This is a genomic window from Mycobacterium sp. OAS707 (genome assembly GCF_014873705.1).
Taxonomy (GTDB): Bacteria; Actinomycetota; Actinomycetes; order Mycobacteriales; family Mycobacteriaceae; genus Mycobacterium.
The window spans coordinates 928,372-946,116 of the sequence record NZ_JADBDS010000003.1 but is presented as its reverse complement, the minus strand read 5'-3'; the positions used below and the strand labels follow the sequence as shown (position 1 = coordinate 946,116).

At 65.6% G+C, this 17,745-nt stretch carries 19 protein-coding genes; 10 read left to right on the top strand and 9 right to left on the bottom strand.

The features are described from left to right. Window positions 1–3: 3 nt before the first annotated feature. On the top strand, window positions 4–969 hold the full coding sequence (locus GGC64_RS22810; RefSeq protein ID WP_192724775.1) for a hypothetical protein: 966 nt from the start codon (window positions 4–6) through the stop codon (window positions 967–969). Window positions 970–975: 6 nt separating this feature from the next. Here the strand turns inward: GGC64_RS22810 and GGC64_RS22805 are convergent, their stop codons facing one another. After that, a complete protein-coding gene (locus GGC64_RS22805; RefSeq protein WP_192725249.1) occupies window positions 976–1,365 on the bottom strand; it encodes a hypothetical protein in 390 nt (129 codons plus the stop codon). A 227-nt stretch (window positions 1,366–1,592) separates the two neighbouring features. On the opposite strand from GGC64_RS22805, the gene treS reads away from it, so the two are divergent. Together treS and GGC64_RS22795 are read left to right on the top strand one after the other, a co-directional pair. Further along, window positions 1,593–3,371 carry a maltose alpha-D-glucosyltransferase gene (gene treS, locus GGC64_RS22800; protein WP_192724774.1) on the top strand — a complete coding sequence of 593 codons (1,779 nt, stop codon included), beginning with the start codon at window positions 1,593–1,595 and terminating at the stop codon, window positions 3,369–3,371. Continuing rightward, window positions 3,368–4,690 (top strand): phosphotransferase, encoded by a 1,323-nt coding sequence (locus GGC64_RS22795; protein WP_192724773.1) that lies wholly within the window; start codon window positions 3,368–3,370, stop codon window positions 4,688–4,690. The genes treS and GGC64_RS22795 overlap by 4 nt, the downstream gene beginning before the upstream one ends. Before the next feature lie 9 nt (window positions 4,691–4,699). Here the strand turns inward: GGC64_RS22795 and GGC64_RS22790 are convergent, their stop codons facing one another. Continuing rightward, window positions 4,700–5,773 (bottom strand): endo-1,4-beta-xylanase, encoded by a 1,074-nt coding sequence (locus GGC64_RS22790; protein ID WP_192724772.1) that lies wholly within the window; start codon window positions 5,771–5,773, stop codon window positions 4,700–4,702. Window positions 5,774–6,108: 335 nt separating this feature from the next. Between GGC64_RS22790 and GGC64_RS22785 the strand changes: the two genes are divergently transcribed. Further along, window positions 6,109–6,597, top strand: coding sequence for a YkgB family protein (locus GGC64_RS22785; RefSeq protein WP_192724771.1), 489 nt, complete (start codon window positions 6,109–6,111; stop codon window positions 6,595–6,597). 82 nt (window positions 6,598–6,679) lie between these two features. Then, window positions 6,680–8,506 (top strand): glycosyltransferase family 39 protein, encoded by a 1,827-nt coding sequence (locus GGC64_RS22780; RefSeq protein WP_192725248.1) that lies wholly within the window; start codon window positions 6,680–6,682, stop codon window positions 8,504–8,506. 1 nt (window position 8,507) lies between these two features. Here GGC64_RS22780 and GGC64_RS22775 read toward each other — a convergent pair whose 3' ends face one another. The 3 genes from GGC64_RS22775 to GGC64_RS22765 form a co-directional block, all read right to left on the bottom strand. After that, a complete protein-coding gene (locus GGC64_RS22775) occupies window positions 8,508–9,260 on the bottom strand; it encodes an ABC transporter permease (RefSeq protein ID WP_192725247.1) in 753 nt (250 codons plus the stop codon). Window positions 9,261–9,327: 67 nt separating this feature from the next. Next, complete coding sequence (locus tag GGC64_RS22770) at window positions 9,328–10,134, bottom strand: ATP-binding cassette domain-containing protein (protein WP_192724770.1); 807 nt, start codon at window positions 10,132–10,134, stop codon at window positions 9,328–9,330. Then, window positions 10,131–10,592: a MarR family transcriptional regulator gene (locus GGC64_RS22765; RefSeq protein WP_192725246.1), complete on the bottom strand. Its 462-nt coding sequence runs from the start codon at window positions 10,590–10,592 to the stop codon at window positions 10,131–10,133. The genes GGC64_RS22770 and GGC64_RS22765 overlap by 4 nt, the downstream gene beginning before the upstream one ends. A gap of 75 nt (window positions 10,593–10,667) precedes the next feature. Between GGC64_RS22765 and GGC64_RS22760 the strand changes: the two genes are divergently transcribed. Continuing rightward, window positions 10,668–11,297, top strand: coding sequence for a PAS and ANTAR domain-containing protein (locus GGC64_RS22760; protein ID WP_192725245.1), 630 nt, complete (start codon window positions 10,668–10,670; stop codon window positions 11,295–11,297). Here the strand turns inward: GGC64_RS22760 and fabG are convergent. Next, window positions 11,294–12,070 carry a 3-oxoacyl-ACP reductase FabG gene (gene fabG / locus GGC64_RS22755; protein WP_192724769.1) on the bottom strand — a complete coding sequence of 259 codons (777 nt, stop codon included), beginning with the start codon at window positions 12,068–12,070 and terminating at the stop codon, window positions 11,294–11,296. The genes GGC64_RS22760 and fabG overlap by 4 nt on opposite strands. Before the next feature lie 53 nt (window positions 12,071–12,123). Between fabG and GGC64_RS22750 the strand changes: the two genes are divergently transcribed. After that, the gene (locus GGC64_RS22750) at window positions 12,124–12,495 is read left to right on the top strand and encodes a hypothetical protein (RefSeq protein ID WP_192724768.1); all 372 of its coding nucleotides are present in this window, start codon (window positions 12,124–12,126) and stop codon (window positions 12,493–12,495) included. On the opposite strand, the gene GGC64_RS22745 is transcribed toward GGC64_RS22750, so the two are convergent. Beyond that, entirely contained in the window at window positions 12,492–13,052 is a 561-nt protein-coding gene (locus GGC64_RS22745) for a TetR/AcrR family transcriptional regulator (RefSeq protein WP_225952139.1), read from the bottom strand. The genes GGC64_RS22750 and GGC64_RS22745 overlap by 4 nt on opposite strands. 326 nt (window positions 13,053–13,378) lie before the next feature. Here GGC64_RS22745 and GGC64_RS22740 point away from each other — a divergent pair, with 326 nt between their 5' ends. Beyond that, the gene (locus tag GGC64_RS22740) at window positions 13,379–13,732 is read left to right on the top strand and encodes a hypothetical protein (protein ID WP_192724766.1); all 354 of its coding nucleotides are present in this window, start codon (window positions 13,379–13,381) and stop codon (window positions 13,730–13,732) included. A gap of 28 nt (window positions 13,733–13,760) precedes the next feature. After that, window positions 13,761–14,126 carry a hypothetical protein gene (locus GGC64_RS22735; protein ID WP_370582260.1) on the top strand — a complete coding sequence of 122 codons (366 nt, stop codon included), beginning with the start codon at window positions 13,761–13,763 and terminating at the stop codon, window positions 14,124–14,126. Between the two features lies 1 nt (window position 14,127). Here the strand turns inward: GGC64_RS22735 and glgX are convergent, their stop codons facing one another. Continuing rightward, the gene (glgX, locus tag GGC64_RS22730; protein WP_370582259.1) at window positions 14,128–16,284 is read right to left on the bottom strand and encodes a glycogen debranching protein GlgX; all 2,157 of its coding nucleotides are present in this window, start codon (window positions 16,282–16,284) and stop codon (window positions 14,128–14,130) included. 96 nt (window positions 16,285–16,380) lie between these two features. Between glgX and GGC64_RS22725 the strand changes: the two genes are divergently transcribed. After that, on the top strand, window positions 16,381–17,196 hold the full coding sequence (locus GGC64_RS22725) for an enoyl-CoA hydratase/isomerase family protein (protein ID WP_192724764.1): 816 nt from the start codon (window positions 16,381–16,383) through the stop codon (window positions 17,194–17,196). Here GGC64_RS22725 and GGC64_RS22720 read toward each other — a convergent pair. Then, window positions 17,193–17,744, bottom strand: a complete 552-nt coding sequence (locus GGC64_RS22720) for an isochorismatase family protein (RefSeq protein WP_192724763.1) — start codon at window positions 17,742–17,744, stop codon at window positions 17,193–17,195. The genes GGC64_RS22725 and GGC64_RS22720 overlap by 4 nt on opposite strands. Window position 17,745: the final 1 nt, after the last annotated feature.

The window sequence follows — 17,745 nt, the reverse complement described above, 5'->3', positions numbered from 1 at the left end:
GCCGTGGCACGTTTGGCAATGCGTTTGTTCGCATGTGCCGGCGTGCTGAGCACGGGGCTGTTGATGAGCGGGGGAATTTCGGTCGCGGACACCGGCGATGCGGCGAGCGCCGAAGCCGATGCTGCAGCTGTCACCAGCAAATCTGACGACAACGATTCGGGCTCGGGTGCGGCGGGCGCCAGCAATCCCGAGCCGCCGAGCAGTACGTTCGGAAATGGCCGCGATGGCGTCGACGTAAAGACCGCAGAAGACGACAAAAAGAATAACGGCGTGCCGTCGGCGACGAAGAAATTCAAAGGCGCGTGGACCATTCCTATCCTGCGCATCCCCAGGCGCGACGAGCTACCGCAGAGTGGATTGCCGAATCCCGAACTTTTTTATACGACACTGGTCATTCCGGTGCCGACTCTTGCCGAGTTGTTCGCCGCCGCGCAGCCGCAGCCGCCGGCGCCCGCGCCGGGTCCCACCTTCAAAACGCAGGAGGAGTCGCCGCCGGTTGTGGACGCAGGAGGCGGTGGCGACAACCCGTTGTCCGCCGCTGTTGCCGCCGAGCCGCCGGTGCTGCAGGTGCCGTTGGTGATCGCGCCGCTGCCCATTCCGATTTCTGCCGCGGCCCCGCCCGTTGCTCCGCTTGGCACGGCGGCAGGCGCTGCGGCCCCCGCGCCGGCCGCCGTCGACGTCGCTGCGGTCGGAGCCAGGGCGCCGGTGATCCGCGGCTCGCTGCCGCCGACGACGGAGCCCGCCAATTCGTCGATGATCTCGATGACGTCGTCGACGAGCGGACAGCCGACCAGGCTGGGCTACCCCCGCTATCTACGCGAGCCCACGACAGGCGAGCTCGCGCTCATGGCACTGCCGGGCCTCGCCGGACTGATGGTGCTCACGCTGTCCGGCGGGTTCATCGGCTACCGGCAGGCCAACAGCGCCCGGATGTTCCGCGCGCAGAGCGCCGCGCGGTTCCTGCGCTGAGCGACGTCAGCCGCCAAGGGCGGCGATCAGATCCTTGATCCGGCTGGTCTCTTCTTCGGTGGCGGGCTCTTCCGCCTCGACCGCCTCGATGAGGTCCTTGCGCAGCCCCACACCGTTTGCCGCTTCCTTCGTCGAAAGCTTGGCGCGACCGCGGGCGACATACAGTCGCTGACCCAGCGTCGCGCCCGGCCCGTGGGCGGCGGTCTCCATCAACTCGTCGTACCGGTGCCGCACACCGCTCAACGCGACGATCACCGATGGGGTGACCCTGCTGCGCCCGGCGGCCTCAGACAACGAACCCGAAAGTTTGCGGAGCCCGGCGAGGATGATGCCTGCGCGGTGCGGATACTCCGGGTCGTGCACATCGGGAAGCGCGTCGATTGCGGCGGAGTACATGTGCATCGCCGCGTCGGCCATGCCGACAATTACTGGAGCTTCACCATCATTGGGCGTCGAATCAGCCACGGCCACTCGATTCTTAGTCGTACGCAAACGCCAGTGATGGCCAGATCGCCACGCTGACGGATCTAGGACGCCGAAACCGTAACCCGACTTGATTGCGGTTTCAACTGGTGGACTGAGCGCGATTGCATTCCGCTCGACATGGGTAGGTTTGAAGATCGATGGACCCAAGCAGCGCGGTACACGATCCGGTGGAAGGCAGCCACGTCGAGGACGGCGTGGTCGAACATCCAACCGCAGAAGACTTCGGACACGCTCGCGCATTGCCGGAGGACCGCACGTGGTTCAAACGTGCGGTGTTTTATGAGGTGTTGGTGCGAGCGTTCTACGACTCGAACTCAGATGGGTCCGGTGATCTGCGCGGGCTGTGCGAACAGCTCGACTACCTGAAGTGGCTTGGCGTCGACTGTCTTTGGCTGCCGCCGTTCTACGACTCGCCGCTGCGCGACGGGGGCTACGACATCCGCGACTTCTACAAGGTGCTGCCCGAGTTCGGCACGGTCGACGATTTCGTCGAACTGCTCGACGCCGCGCACCGCCGCGGCATTCGCGTCATCACCGATCTGGTCATGAATCACACGTCCGATTCGCACGAGTGGTTTCAGGAGTCGCGGCGAAACCCGGACGGACCGTACGGCGACTACTACGTGTGGAGCGATACCAGCGACAAGTACCCCGACGCGCGGGTCATCTTCGTCGACACCGAGGAGTCGAACTGGACGTTCGACCCGGTGCGCCGCCAGTTCTACTGGCACCGGTTCTTCAGCCACCAGCCCGATCTCAACTACGACAACCCAGCCGTGCAGAACGCGATGCTCGACGTGTTGCGGTTCTGGCTGGACCTCGGCATCGACGGCTTCCGGTTGGACGCCGTGCCCTACCTGTTCGAGCGGGAAGGGACCAACTGCGAGAACCTGCCCGAGACGCACGCGTTCCTCAAGCATTGCCGCAAGGTCATCGACGACGAGTTCCCCGGCCGCGTGCTGCTTGCCGAGGCCAATCAATGGCCCGCCGATGTCGTCGAGTACTTCGGTGATCCCGACACCGGCGGCGACGAATGCCATATGGCGTTCCACTTCCCGCTGATGCCACGCATTTTCATGGCCGTGCGGCGGGAGTCGCGGTTCCCGATCTCAGAGATTCTGGCGCAGACGCCGGACATTCCCGACATGGCGCAGTGGGGCATCTTCCTGCGTAACCACGACGAGCTCACGCTCGAGATGGTCACCGACGAAGAGCGCGACTACATGTACTCCGAATACGCCAAGGACCCGCGGATGAAAGCCAACGTGGGCATCCGCCGTCGGTTGGCGCCGCTGCTGGAGAACGACCGCAACCAGATCGAGTTGTTCACCGCGCTGCTGTTGTCGTTGCCCGGCTCGCCGGTGCTTTACTACGGCGACGAGATCGGCATGGGCGACATCATCTGGCTCGGCGACCGCGACGGTGTGCGCACGCCCATGCAGTGGACACCGGATCGCAACGCGGGGTTTTCGACGGCAACCCCCGGCCGGCTGTACCTGCCGCCGAACCAGGACGCGATCTACGGCTATCAAGCCGTCAACGTCGAAGCGCAGCGCGACAGTTCGAACTCGCTGTTGAACTGGACGCGGACCATGCTCGCGGTGCGCCGCCGCCACGACGCATTCGCCATCGGTACCTTCCGAGAGCTTGGCGGGTCGAACCCCTCGGTGCTGACGTTCGTGCGCGAGATGGGAGAGGACGGCCACAAGGACACCGTGTTGTGCGTGAACAACCTGTCGCGCTTCCCGCAACCGATCGAGATGAACCTGCAGAACTGGAATGGGTACACCCCGGTTGAGATGACCGGGTACGTTGAGTTCCCCCGCATCGGCCAGCTGCCTTACCTGCTGACCCTGCCCGGCCACGGTTTCTACTGGTTCCAGTTGCGGCCGCCAGAATCTGGAGAGCAGCAATGAACCTTCCGTTCGACGAATGGATCGTCCAGCAACGCTGGTATGCCGGACGCAACCGCGAACTGACGTCCGCCGAGCCCGGTTTGGTGGTGTCGCTGCGAGACGACCTCGAGCTGGTGCTGCTCGACGTCGGCTACGCCGAAGGCCCGGGCGAGCGATACCAGGTCATCGTGCGATGGGATACGGGTCCCATCGAGGAGTACAGCTCGGTCGCGACCATCGGCTCGGACGACGACCGCACCGCCTACGACGCGCTGTACAACCCGGCGGACGCGAAATACCTTCTGTCGCTTGTCGACTCGTCGGCAACGCTCGGCGATGTGCGGTTCGCTCGCGAGCCCGATGTCACGCTGCCCGTTGAGGCGGCGCCGCGGGTGTCAGCGGCGGAGCAATCGAACACCAGCGTGATCTTCGAAGAACAGGCCGTGTTCAAGGTGTTCCGCCGCATCACGCCTGGCATCAATCCGGATATCGAACTGAATCGCGTGTTGGCGCGCGCAGGAAACGAGCATGTGGCGCGGCTGCTCGGCTCGTATGAGACGACGCTCGCCGGGGAGCCGTACGCGCTCGGCATGGTCACCGAGTTCGCCGCCAACTCCGCCGAAGGATGGGACATGGCCACGGCCAGCACCCGTGACCTGTTCGCGGAGGGCGACCTGTATGCCGACGAGGTCGGTGGTGACTTCGCCGGCGAGTCGTACCGGCTCGGCGAGGCCGTCGCGGCCGTGCATGCGACGCTCGCCGAACAACTCGGCACGTCAACGATCCTGTTCCCCACCGAGACCGTGTTGGAGCGACTGTCGGCTGCAGCCGCGGCGGTGCCCGAGCTGCGGGAGTACGTATCGCTGATCGAGGAGCGCTACGGCAAGCTCGCGGAGGAAACGGTCACAGTCCAACGGGTGCACGGCGACCTGCATCTCGGGCAGGTACTGCGCACCCCCGAGGGTTGGCTGCTGATCGACTTCGAGGGCGAACCCGGCCAGCCGCTCGATGAGCGACGCAGGCCCGACTCCCCGCTGCGCGACGTAGCCGGCGTGCTGCGGTCATTCGAGTACGCGGCCTACCAACGGTTGATGGAGCAGGCAGGCGACGACGACCGGGATCGGCAGCTGGCCGCGCGGGCCCGGGAGTGGGTGGACCGCAATGCCGCGTCGTTCTGCGAGGGCTACGCCGAAGTCACCGGCGCAGATCCGCGCGACTCCCGCCATCTTCTCGAAGCCTACGAACTCGACAAGGCGGTGTATGAGGCCGCGTACGAGGCGCGGCACCGGCCCAGCTGGCTGCCGATCCCGTTGAAGTCGATCGCCCGAATAGTGACTTAGGCGGTCGCGTCAGGCAAGACCCTTGATCACGTCCGCCGCCGGCTTGGGCGACCAGTCGGTGCGGTACACCCCGTAGTTGTCCTGCGCGTTGCCGTTGCCGGTGTTGCGGTCGCGAGTGGTGTACACGAACGCCGGGCCTGCGCCGGGCAGTCCGCGCCAGGTGGTGATGAAGTCTTGGATCCACGCGGCCTGGGTGGCTTCGTCCACCTTCGACGTCGCCTCGCCGAACTCGGTCGCCCAGATCTGCTTTCCACCGTCGCCGTTGGCGTTCATCGCCCCGCGCAAGCCGTCGTACAGACTGCGCGGCGAGTTGACCTTGCCCGTCGAGAACCTCGCGTCGGTGTTGCTGGTGAACAGATACGGGTGGAACGCGACGGCATCGAAGGACCCGCCGCCGCCCGCCGCGTAGACGTTGTTCAGGTAGTCGACCGGGTTCTTGGTGATCGAGAAGAAGTTGATGGTGGGGCTGAGTCCGCCCATGACGACAGTCGCACCAGGATCGCCGCCCTTGATCGCGGGATAGGCGGCCTTCAGCATGTCGGCGTATCGGTCGGGCTGCGGTCCGGCCGGTCCGGCGTTCCAGAACTGGACTGCGTTCTCCTCGTTCCAGACCTCGTACGCAGCAATCCGGCCCGCGAAGTGGCTCGCGACGGTGCCCGCGAAGCTGGCGAATGTTGCCGGGTCAGCGGGCGGGCTCGAGATGGCCGGTCCGCCTCCGGTGGCCCAGCCGGGGGTCGAGTTGAGCAGCCCGACGACCGCGATACCTCTGGCGTTGGCGGCGTTGATGATCGTGTCGGCCTGCCCCCAGTCGTACGCGTCGGGGGCGGGCTGGATGGCAGCCCAGGGCATCAGGATGCGGGCGTTGTGCACGCCGGTCGACACCATCAGGTCCAGCTGCCGGTTGACGTCATCGGGCGACAAAAACCACAGCCACGAATCCGCGAAACCGAGGGACCCGACGGCCGCCGTCTCGCGCACCGGGTAGTTCTGCGGCCTCGAACCCGGGGACAGCATGTTAGTCAGGGACAGCGAAAGCAGCACGACCGCCGCCAGCGCGCCTGCGGCCTTGAGCAAGATACGCAACGAATTCCCCTTATCTCGGGCACCGAAATGACATCAACTGATGTATCGGTATTTCCCCGCTGAAAGTAACAAAACCACACGACAAATGATTCGTGGGCGCAGCATGGCAATTATGCCGGACGTCAATTATTGCGTGATCTGCGCCGGCGCGTGGATCGGGCCCGGGTAGGACCGGATCAAGGCGTTGATGACCGGCAAAGCATGATGATCATCGGCGGCAGGCAATACCGCTACTCCGGCACGATTTTCTGGACCCTGAGCCATGGGCGTCGGCCACCCTCGGTGCGCTCTATCGGACGGCGTAACGGTCGGAGCCCGGCGCACCACGACCGGGTATGACACTCAACAAGATTCGATACGACGAGATCGGCGGCCTGGCCGCCCGCTACGGCCTGGTCATCGTGATCGGTGCCTTCGGGCTGCTGAAGTTCACGGAATTCGAGGCAAAAGGCATTGAGCCGCTCGTCTCCGCGAGCCCCTTCATGAGCTGGCTGTACGGCATCTTCTCGGTGTATACGTTCTCGGTCCTGCTGGGCGTGTTCGAACTGGCCGCGGCGGTGCTGATCGCCGTCAAGCCGTGGTGGCCGAAGGCGTCGGCGTTCGGCAGCGCACTCGCCGTCCTGCTGTTCGTTGCGACCATCAGCTTCCTGTTCACCACGCCAGGCGCCTTCGACGACTCAATCAGCTATCCCGCGCCGTCGCTGACCACCGGATTCTTGTTCAAGGACGTCGCGCTGCTTGGCATTTCGGTATGGACGCTGACCGACGCGCTGCGCGCAACCCGCAGCAGGCTCGCCGGGTCCTCACAGGTTCACGCAACCTAGCGATGCCTCACTGGCTGGTGTGACTTCCACGCTACAGACGCCAGCACCGCCCGCCGACGCAGACCGGCCACGGCCCACCCGGATGACCGCGATCACGTGGGACCGGGTGGGCCTGGCCGTGCTGCTGATCGCCACGGCGGTGATGTACCTGTGGAACATCACGGTCAACGGGATGGGCAATCAGTTCTATGCCGCTGCGGCGCAAGCGGGTTCGAAGAATTGGGAAGCGCTGCTCTTCGGCTCGCTCGATCAACACAACTTCATCACCGTCGACAAGCCGCCCGTCTCGCAATGGGTGATGGGGCTGTCCGGCCAGCTATTCGGCTTCAGCAGCGCGAGCATGATGGTCCCGCAGGCGTTGATGGCGGTTGCTTCCGTCGCGCTGCTGTACGGCGCTGTGCAGCGCATCAGCGGACCGCGCACCGGGCTGCTTGCGGGTGCAGTGCTGGCCTTGACTCCGGTGGCGGCGTTGATGTTTCGGTTCAACAACCCCGACGCGGTGATGGTGTTGCTGATGACGGCTGCCGCGTACTGCACCGTGCGCGCGCTGCAATTGGCCAGCTCGAGATGGTTGGCGTTGGCTGCGGTGGCACTGGGATTCGCGTTTCTGGCCAAGATGCTGGAAGGACTGATGGTGGCCCCGGCTCTGGCCGCTGCCTATCTGATCGCGGCGCCGACGACACTTCGTGCCAGGCTGCGGCACGTCGGGGTGGCCGCGGTCGCGTTCGTCGTGTCCGCCGGCTGGTTCGTGGTGCTGACGTTGCTGTGGCCGGCTTCCTCGCGGCCGTACATCGCGGGCTCCACCGACAACAACTTCATGAACCTGGTGTTGGGCTACAACGGTTTTGCGCGGGTACTCGGCAAGAACCACATGGGCTTCGGTACGCCCGACAACGTCGTCGGTACCTCCGCGGGGGCGCAGTTGCACACCGGCGGACACGGCGGCTTCGCGTTCGGCAACCAGTCGCATGGGTTGGCGCGATTGTTCAGTGGCGAATTCGGGTTCGAGATCGGCTGGCTGGTACCCGCGGCGCTGTTGGCGACCGTTCTTGTCGTGTTGTCCCGCGGGCGTGCTCCGCGGACGGATCTGACCCGCGCGGCGGCGATTCTTTTCGGCGGCTGGCTGATCGTCGACGGACTGGTGCTGAGCTTCATGAACGGCGCGATCCATGCCTACTACTGCCTGTCCATCGCGCCTCCGGTGGCCGCGATGTTCGCCATCGGTGTGCACGAAATGTGGCAGCGCCGCGAAAAGTGGTTGTACCGAATCGGTTTGGCGGCGCTGCTGGGCGGGACGGGCATATGGGGTTGGTGGCTCCTCGGCCGGAATGCAAGCTGGCTGCCCGGTCTGCGCTGGACCGTCCTCGCGGTGGCGGTGGTCTCGGTGGTGGCGTGGCTTTTCCGGCGCTTCCCGGTGGCCGCATTGGGCGCCGGACTGGCCGCTGCGCTCGCAGGCCCCGCCGTGTATGCCATTGTCACTGTCGGACAGCCACATGAAGGCGGCGGACCGTCAGTCGGGCCTGCCGACGCCTCTCGCCAGGGGCACTTCGGCTTCGGACAGAACAAGGACAACCCCGCCCTCGACGCGATGCTGAGGGCCGCCGATACCGAATGGTCGGCTGCGATCAGTCGGTCGTCGAGCGCCGCGGGTCTTGAATTGTCAACGGACACAGCGGTGATGGCGATCGGCGGCTTCTCGGGCAGTGACCCCGCGCCGACGCTGGACGAGTTCAAGAACGATGTGGCGCAACACAAGGTGGCGTACTACGTCCTCGTGAACGACCACGGCCACGGACCGGGCTGGGGCAACAACCGCGGTCACGCCGACATTGCGAAGTGGGTCGCGGCCACGTTCGGCTCGACGTCGGTTGGCGACGCGACGGTGTACAACCTGTCGGTGCCCAAATGACCTAGCGGACCAGCCGGCGCAACAACGCCGACGCCATCGCAATGCCTGCGACGGCGGCAACCACCAGCACCGCGACGTCGAGCCAGCCGTTGGTGGGCGTGCCGATCAGCAGTCCGCGCAGCGCGTTGACCTCATAACTGAGCGGGTTGACCGCCGACAGCCAGCGCAGCCATTGCGGCATCACGTCGACCGGGTAGAGCGCGTTGGACGCAAAGAACAACGGCATCGTGATGGCCTGGCCGATGCCCATCAGCCGGTCCCTGTTCTGCACCAGCCCGGCCAGCGTCATCGACAGGCACGCGAAAAACGCCGCGCCCAGCATCACAACACCCATTGCGCCAAGGATTTTCAGGGGGTTGACGGTCATGTGCACGCCGAGCAGATATGCCAGCGCGACCACGCCGATGACTTGCACCACCGACCGCACGCCCGCGGCGAACGACTTGCCGGTGATCAGCGCCGACGACGGGGCAGGCGTCACCATCAACTTCGCGAGGATGCCCGCATCGCGGTCCCAGATGATCTGGATGCCGTAGAAGATCGAAATGAACAGCGCCGACTGCGCGATGATGCCCGGCGCCAGGAACGCCAGGTACGGCACGTGGCCGGTGTCGATGACGCGCAGCCGGGAAAACGTCTGCCCGAAGATCAACAGCCACAGCGCCGGCTGGACCATCCTGGTGAGCAATTCGGTGTGGTCGTGTCGCAACTTCTGCAATTCGACGATCGCGAAAGCGCCCATCCGCATGGCCATTCCGCGGACGCGTCGCCATCCGTGGGGCGCGCGGACGATCCGAACCCCCGGGCCTTCCAGGTTCTGCTCAACTGACACGGCGCGCCGTCCTTCTGCTGTTGCGCACCGCGCGCAATCCGGCCTGGGACGTGTCCTCGCCCAGATCCGAGCCCGCGTAGTGCCGGAAGACATCTTCGAGTGTGGCGTCCTCTCCCACCGTCCGTTTCAACTCAGCCGGCGAGCCCACCGCCTGCAGGCGGCCGTGGTGCATCAGCGCCACCCGGTCACACAATTCGTCGGCCTCGGCCATGTAGTGAGTGGTCAACAGCACTGTCATGCCGTACTCCTGCTGCATGCGGCCCACCTGAGCCCAAACACTGTCGCGCGCAATGGGATCAAGGCCGACCGTCGGCTCATCGAGAATCAGCAGCGACGGCCGGTTGACCAACGCTTGGGCCAGCTCGAGCCTGCGCACCATGCCGCCGGAGTAGGTGCTGGCAAGGCCGTCGGCGACATCGAGCAGTTGCATCGCACCAAGTGCCTCGTCGACGCGGTCGGTTCGCTCGCGCCGTGGCACGTCGTACAGCCGTGCGAACAACTCGACGTTCTGCCTGCCCGTCAACGCCGACTCGATCGAAAGTTGTTGGGGGACATAGCCGATGTTGTGTCGGATGTCCATCGTGTGCCTGCGCGAGTCGAGACCGAAGATGCACACCCTTCCACTCTGCACGGGCGTCAGCGTGGTCAGCACCCGCACGACCGTGGTCTTGCCTGCGCCGTTGGGTCCGAGCAGGCCTACCGTTTCACCGCAGCGCACCTGCAGGCTGAGGTCGTCGACGGCGGTGAAACTGCCGTAGCGGTGGGTCAGGTCCGCGCAGTCGATCGCGAGTGTCATGGTTGCCTCTCGTGCAGCATGCGGGTCATCTCGGCCAGTACCTCCAATCCGCGCTCGAGGCTGTCCAGCTGCTCGGGATCCAGCTCATCGAGCACCTGCGACAGCGCAGCGCGGCGCGCGGCGCGGGACTCGTCGGCGATGCGCTGTGCAGGCTCGGTGAGCCGTAGTCGGCCCACCCTGCGGTCGTCGGCGTCGACACTGCGAATCAGCAACCCCTCGGCGGCCAGTTTGGACACCAGCGTCGAGGCGGTGTTGGGCACCAGTGCCAGCTCGGTGGCCGCCTCCCGAACGGAGATACCCGGTTGGCGGCCGACCAAGCGCAGCATCTCCGCCTGCGACTCGGTCACCCCGGTGGTGTCGAACCCGCTGCCGGTCGACCGGCGCAGTTGCCGCCGGAACCGGCCCACGACATTGAACAGCTGGGCGATCAGATCGGTGCGGGTGTCCACCGTCCCGATGGTACCTCTGTAACAGAGCCATTTTCACGGCGGCCGGGAATTGACATACTCCAGTCAGGCGAAAGGGGAGGCAGCATCGACGCGGAGCAATCGCCGCCGGGGTGGCCGGCAGCGGGAAGTTTCAGATACCACGCCCAGGAGGACCGCTGGGAGTGGTCCGACGAGGTGGCCGCGATGCACGGCTACGAACCTGGGACCGTCACCCCGACGACCGAACTCGTGCTGTCGCACAAGCATCCGGACGACAAGCCGACGGTGGCACAGCTGATCGATCAGGTTCGGCGCCTCGGCATCCCGTTCTCCAGCAGGCATCGCATCATCGACACAGCGGGCAACATCCACGTGGTCGTCGTGGTCGGCGACCGGTGGACCGACGGCGGCGGCGAGGTCATCGGCACGACGGGCTTCTATGTCGATGTCACCGAAGACTTCGACGCCGACGTGCGGCGCTCGCTCGACGAGGTGGTCGCGACGATCGCTGCGCGCAGGGCCACCATCAACCAGGCCATCGGCATGCTGATGCTGGCCCATGGGGTGACCGCCGAGAAGGCGTTCGCCATGCTGGCCCAGCGCTCACAACAGACGAACGTCAAACTGCGCGAGTTGGCCGCTCAGTTCGTCAAGGAGGCGGCCGCCGCGCCGCTGCAGGACACGGCGCGCATCGACGAGATTCTGGCCACCGCCCACGAGCGACTGCCCCGCTAGGGCGTGACGGCGTCCGGCGACTCCGGAAGCACCTGGCCGCCGTCGACGGTGATTGCCTGGCCCGTGATGTAGCCGGCTTCGTCGCTGGCGAGAAACGCCGCCGTGTAGCCGATGTCTTCCGGTGTGCCGAGCGCGCCCGCGGGAATCGCACGCGCCATGCCCGCGAGGTAGTCGTCGCCGAGATCAGCGAGGCCTTCGGTGAGGATGTTGCCGGGCAGCACGGCGTTCACGGTGATCTTGTGCGGGGCCAGTTCGATGGCCGCAGAACGCATGAATCCCAGTTGCGCAGCCTTGGAGGCGCCGTAGTGCGACCAGCCGGGCAGACCGGTGATCGGCCCGGTGATCGACGACGTCAGCACCACCCGGCCGCGGCCCGATGCGATCAGCGCATCGAGGCAGGCCTGCACGCTGTAGACGGTGCCCTTCACGTTGACGTCGAGCACCTCGGCGAGCTGGGCGGGGGTCATCGACTGCAGCGGAGCATCCGGGAAGATCCCCGCATTGGCGCACAACACGTCCAGCCCGCCCAACGCCTCCACCGCGTCGGCTGCCATCGCGGCACAGGAATCGGGGTCGGACACGTCCACTGTGACGCCGAGGACCTTGCCTGCGCCGAGGCCGTCGAGGGCGGCGACCGCCGAATCGAGGTCGGCACGTGAGCGCGCCGCGATCGCGACGTGCGCGCCCGCCGCTGCGAATACCGACGCGATACCGCGGCCGATTCCCTTGCTACCGCCGGTGACCAGAACCGATTTACCCGCCAGTGAGAACATGCGGATCAGTGTCGGCCATGGACGCCCGCTCCGCAGGGCGGACAATCGAGTCCATGGCCTCTTATTCGCTAAACGAAGCCGCGGTGGTCAAGGCGCGCTCGCTCATCGATGGTCGCCAGTACGTGCTCGACAGTGACTGGGGTGAGGTGCAGCCACGGGCAGATGCGCAGAACGATTACCTGAAGTCGCATTCCTGGGACGAGTACGCCGAATGGCATCTCGGGTTGACCGAGGGCGCAAACGACGAGACGAAGGCGCGATATGCGTTCGTGTACGGGGATTTTCGCAGAATCCACCGCACCGGCCTGATCGCGTGCGTGTATCGCGCATCGGAATGGCGCCACAAAGACGTCGAGCTCGCGGCACACGACCTGTTGCAGTACCTCGACAAGAAGACGGGGCTGGAGCCGACGGCCAAAAGCTAGGGCCGCAGCATGAAATCCAGGAAAGCGTCCTGAAGGTCCGGCGGTGCGGCAGGGGCTGCATCCGTCGAGTGCAGCATCCCGACACCCGCAGAGAACGCCACCAAGGCGCGCAATGCGGCATCCTCGGGAGCGAAGTCGCAGTCGACAAAGGCCTGTCGGATCGCGCGCAGCACGCGTGCGTCGCTGTGTTGGACACTGGCCAGCACAGCGTCGTCGGTCAACGCCCATATCCGCATCGCCCGCTCCAGTTGCCAGTGTTGAGGGGCGAGCCAGGTCTGAATCATCGCCGTCAGCCGTTCGCGTGGCTCGACGTCGGGCATGTGCTCGAAGTGCCTCCGGCTGCGGTCGTGCAGGCTGCCCCACGCCTCGATCAGCGCCCCGCGATATGCCGAGAAGTCGGCGAAATGCCAGTAGAAGCTGCCTTTTGTGACATTCAATCGCTCGCACAGCCGATCAATCCGCAGTGCGTTCGGACCGCCGTCAGCCAGCACAGCAAATCCGGCGTCGATCCAGTCGTCGGCCGTGAGCCGACGGCCGGAATCGCGCGGCGGCGCCATGTGGGGCAGCATACGGCGATCGAACGCTGCCGCTGTTGACACCGGGGAAAATTGCGTTCAGCAGGGGTGCTGGCAACCGTGACCGCCAGGTAGGGCGCCGCCGCTCTTCGGCTCCTACTACTCCCGGCCCGCCCGGCCGGTGGCATCAACGAGATCTTCGAGAAATCCCGAGAGCCAAGGCGGCGGCCACGGTTGCTGCAGCGCCCTACCGTACCATACGGCCTGGTATGGACGCGTCATCTCGGTTTGCAAGCGGCCTGCCGCGCAACACTTTCGAACGCCGCCCGCCCTTTCAGTGCATCGCTGCGTCGGGCAACATGGGGCCCATGGCCAGTGACGCCTTCGACGACAATCCCTTGGAGCCCGAGGAGCAACTCGACTCCGACGAGATCCGCAATGACGACGGCGACGAGGTCGTCGACCCACCAGATGAGTGGATTGAGGCCAAGGACAACGAAACGCTCGATGAGCGACTCGCCGAGGAGATACCCGACAACGACGGCGAGGACGAAGAGGACGACGCACCGCGCGACGCGCACGACTCCGACGCGGGCGGTGGCCTGACCTTGGTCAGCAATGACGAAATCGACCGCATGGACACCGAACAGCACGGCCGCGAATACGGCCAGATCGACGGCACGCCCGAGGATGGGGAGTCGTTCTACGACGTCGTCGAGTGATCCGCCTGCGCGTTTAGTGATCGCACGAGTGGGCAACCGGTCAACCGTGGATAGCGCAGACCCCGAATTCCCCGAATCACCCAACGACACCGGCGGAGTGGACGACACGCTGCGCCCCGCCGAGGCGCTCGACGCAGACGACGTCCGCAACGACGATGGCGACGAGGTCGTCGACCCGCCCGAAGACTGGGCCGCGGCCGACCACATCGCCGAGGAACCCGACGGTGAATCGCTCGATGAGAAGCTCGCCGCCGAGGAACCCGAACCGCCGGCGCAACCGACGGATGAGGGAGTGGCGATGGACCGCATCGACCCCGCGGACCACGGCACCGAAGAGGGTCAGATCAGCGGAAGCCCCGAGGACGGCGATTCATTGTTCCCGATCGTCGAGTGAGCTAGTCCGTCGCCGCCCGAAGTACCATCAGCGCCCTGGCGTCGACCGACACCTTGGCGTTCGCAGTCACCGGTTTGGCTTCGTCGGCCGTGGACGTGTCGGCGGTGTAGATCACCGGCACCCAGGCGGACCCGAATTCGTCTGCAGGCAAAGAGAATTCGATCGGCTCGTAGTGGGCGTTGAAGAACAGCACGAACGAGTCGTCGGTGACGCGTTGACCGCGCACGTCGAGGTCGGGGATACCTTGACCGTTCAGATACACCGCGACCGACTTGGCGAAGCCGGAATCCCAATCCTCTTCGGTCATCTCTGAGCCGTCGGGTGCGAACCACGCGATGTCGGGCAGTCCCGCGGCCCCTCGGCGCCCCACTGGCTTACCGCTGAAGAACCGTCGCCTGCGGAAAACCGGATGCGCGGTGCGTAGCGCCGACACGGTCTTGGTGAACTCGATCAGCTCGGTGTCGGCATTCGACCAGTCGATCCACGACAGCTCGTTGTCCTGGCAGTAGACGTTGTTGTTGCCCTGCTGAGTGCGGCCGAGTTCATCACCGTGTGCCAGCATCGGTACGCCTTGGGAAAGCAGAAGGGTGGCAAGGAAATTCCGCTGCTGGCGGGCACGCAGCGCGTTGATCTCCTTGTCGTCGGTCGGCCCTTCCGCCCCGCAGTTCCACGAGCGGTTGTGGCTTTCACCGTCGTTGTTGTCTTCGCCGTTGGCCTCGTTGTGTTTCTCGTTGTAGGACACCAGGTCCCGCAGCGTGAACCCGTCGTGGGCTATGACGAAGTTGATCGAGGCGACGGGGCGGCGGCCGGTGTGCTCGTAGAGGTCGGCGGATCCGGTGAGACGGTAGGCGAACTCGTCGAGGGTGGCCGGTTCGCCGCGCCAGTAGTCTCGCACGGTGTCGCGGTACTTGCCGTTCCATTCCGTCCACTGCGGCGGGAAGTTGCCGACCTGATAGCCGCCTGGGCCGACGTCCCACGGTTCGGCGATCAGTTTGACCTGGCTGACCGTCGGATCCTGTTGCACGAGTTCAAAAAACGCTGACAGCCGGTCGACATCGTAGAACTCGCGCGCCAGGGTTGCGGCGAGGTCGAACCGGAAGCCGTCGACGTGCATCTCGGTCACCCAATAGCGCAGCGAATCCATGATCAACTGCAATGCGTGCGGGTGGCCGACGTTGAGGCTGTTGCCGGTGCCGGTGTAGTCCATGTAGTACCGCTTGTCATCGTCGACCAGTCGGTAATACGCGGCGTTGTCGATACCGCGCATCGACAGCGTCGGACCCATGTGGTTGCCCTCGGCGGTGTGGTTGTACACCACGTCGAGAATCACCTCGATGTCGGCCTCGTGCAGGGCCCGCACCATCGCCTTGAACTCCTGCACCTGGCCGCCGGGATTGGGGCTTGAACTGTATTTCGAGTCCGGGGCCAAGAATCCGATGGTGTTGTAGCCCCAGTAATTCGACAGCCCCTTGTCGACGAGCGTCGAGTCATTGGCGAAATGGTGCACCGGCATCAACTCGATTGCGTTGACGCCCAATGCTTTCAGATGCTCGATGATCACCGGGTGCGCGACGGCCGCATACGTGCCGCGGATGTTCTCGGGAATATCCGGGTGTGTCTGGGTGAGGCCTTTGACATGGGCCTCGTAGATGACGGTGTCGGCGTACTCGTGGCCGGGCGGACGATCCACCCCCCAGTCGAAGTAGGGATTGATCACCACACACTTCGGCACGCTGGCCGCGGAGTCCTCATCGTTGCGGCTCTCGGGATCGCCGAAGTTGTAGCTGAACAGCGACTGATTCCAGTCGAAGGTGCCGTCGATGGCCTTCGCATACGGGTCGATCAGCAACTTGTTCGGGTTGCAGCGCTGCCCGGCGGCGGGGTCGTACGGACCGTGTACGCGGTAGCCGTAGCGCTGGCCGGGCTCGATGTTCGGGACGAAGCCGTGCCACACGAAACCGTCGACCTCAGGCAGCGCGATACGCGTCTCGTCGCCGTTGTCGAACAGGCACAGTTCGATCTTTTCGGCGGCCTCGCTGAACACCGCGAAGTTCGTTCCGGAGCCGTCGTAGGTGGCGCCCAGCGGGTACGCCTTACCTGGCCAGATTTCCAGCGGCTGCGCCGCGACCTGCTCGGCATTCGGGGTGGCGGGGGGCAAAGTGCACGCTCCAGACGGATACAGACGGGACGACAGACGGACCAGAGCGACAATACGGGTCACCGGTGACCCGATCTCGCCCAACGGAGGTACCCAATGTCCCGCCATACCAACCTGCCCGGGTACCGAACTTTGCTGTTCAACCTCGACCGCGGCGTGGCCACGATCACGCTGAATAGGCCACAGCAACGCAACGCGATCGGCGACGGGATGCGCGACGAGCTGTGCGACGCCTACCGCGCCTGCGATGCCGACGACGCCGTGCGAGTGATCGTGTTGACCGGAACACCGCCTGCGTTCTGCGCGGGCGCCGACCTCGCTGCCGGTGAGCGAACCTTCGCCGAACCAGGTCCGGGTTTCAGCGCGGCGGGCATCGAGGTGCCGGCATGGTCGCTGTCCAAGCCGGTGATCGCCGCGGTCAACGGTCATGCGATCGGGCTGGGCCTGACGCTGGCGCTGCAGTGCGACATCCGGTTCTTCGCCGCCGACGCGCGCTACGGCGTCGTGCAGGTGCGGCGCGGCGTCGTCGGCGACGCCTACTCGCACTGGGTGTTGCCGCGGCTGGTCGGCATCGCCAACGCCGCCGAAATCCTGTTGACGGGAGCAACTTTCGACGGTCACCGGGCGGTGCAGTTGGGGCTCGGCAGTCGCGTGCTCGATGCCGCCGACGTGCTGCCCGCCGCGCTTGACCTCGCCAACGACATCGCGCAGAACACCGCCCCGATGTCGGTGGCCGCCAGCAAGCGGCTGCTGTGGGATTCGTTCGACCTCGACCGTGAGACCGTCGGCGCTCGCGAGACCGCCGTTCACCTGGCGCTGATGGATCACGACGACGCGAAGGAGGGCGTGCGTGCGCACCTGGACCGTCGCCCGCCGCGGTGGACCGGTGTCCCGCGCGACCCGACCCGTTAGGCGACTTCGACGCCGACCGCTCGCAGTTCCTTCACTGCCTTGGCGGTGGTGTCCGGTGCGACGCCCGCGGTGAGGTCGAGCAGCACCCGCGTGGAAAACCCGGCCGCCACGGCGTCTGCCGCAGTGGCACGCACGCAGTAGTCCGTCGCAACGCCGGCGATGTCCACCTGCTCGACGCCGCGCCGCCGTAGCCAGTCGGCCAGTCGCGTGCCGTCGGCGTCGGTGCCTTCGAAGCCGCTGTACGCCGCCGCGTAGTTGCCCTTTGTGAAGACGGCTTCCACCGCGCGGGTGTCGAGTTCGGGATGAAAGTCGGCGCCGGGCGTTCCGACCACGCAGTGGCGCGGCCACGATGTCGCGTAGTCCGGGCTCTCGGAGAAGTGCTCACCGGGGTCGATGTGGAAATCCTTGGTGGCCACGACGTGCGCGTAGTCGGGCCCGCTGGCAAGGAACTCACTGATTCGGCCCGCTACCGCTGCCGCGCCGACGACGGCCAGCGAGCCACCTTCGGAAAAGTCGTTCTGAACGTCGACGATGATCAGCGCGCGCACG

Coding starts and splice junctions, on each gene's coding strand:
- GGC64_RS22805 (WP_192725249.1), bottom strand. CDS start 1,365: ATGTACTCCGCCGCAATCGACGCGCTTCCCGATGTGCACGACCCGGAG.
- treS (WP_192724774.1), top strand. CDS start 1,593: ATGGACCCAAGCAGCGCGGTACACGATCCGGTGGAAGGCAGCCACGTC.
- GGC64_RS22795 (WP_192724773.1), top strand. CDS start 3,368: ATGAACCTTCCGTTCGACGAATGGATCGTCCAGCAACGCTGGTATGCC.
- GGC64_RS22785 (WP_192724771.1), top strand. CDS start 6,109: ATGACACTCAACAAGATTCGATACGACGAGATCGGCGGCCTGGCCGCC.
- GGC64_RS22780 (WP_192725248.1), top strand. CDS start 6,680: ATGACCGCGATCACGTGGGACCGGGTGGGCCTGGCCGTGCTGCTGATC.
- GGC64_RS22775 (WP_192725247.1), bottom strand. CDS start 9,260: ATGGCCATGCGGATGGGCGCTTTCGCGATCGTCGAATTGCAGAAGTTG.
- GGC64_RS22770 (WP_192724770.1), bottom strand. CDS start 10,134: ATGACACTCGCGATCGACTGCGCGGACCTGACCCACCGCTACGGCAGT.
- fabG (WP_192724769.1), bottom strand. CDS start 12,070: ATGTTCTCACTGGCGGGTAAATCGGTTCTGGTCACCGGCGGTAGCAAG.
- GGC64_RS22750 (WP_192724768.1), top strand. CDS start 12,124: ATGGCCTCTTATTCGCTAAACGAAGCCGCGGTGGTCAAGGCGCGCTCG.
- GGC64_RS22745 (WP_225952139.1), bottom strand. CDS start 13,052: ATGGCGCCGCCGCGCGATTCCGGCCGTCGGCTCACGGCCGACGACTGG.
- GGC64_RS22740 (WP_192724766.1), top strand. CDS start 13,379: ATGGCCAGTGACGCCTTCGACGACAATCCCTTGGAGCCCGAGGAGCAA.
- GGC64_RS22725 (WP_192724764.1), top strand. CDS start 16,381: ATGTCCCGCCATACCAACCTGCCCGGGTACCGAACTTTGCTGTTCAAC.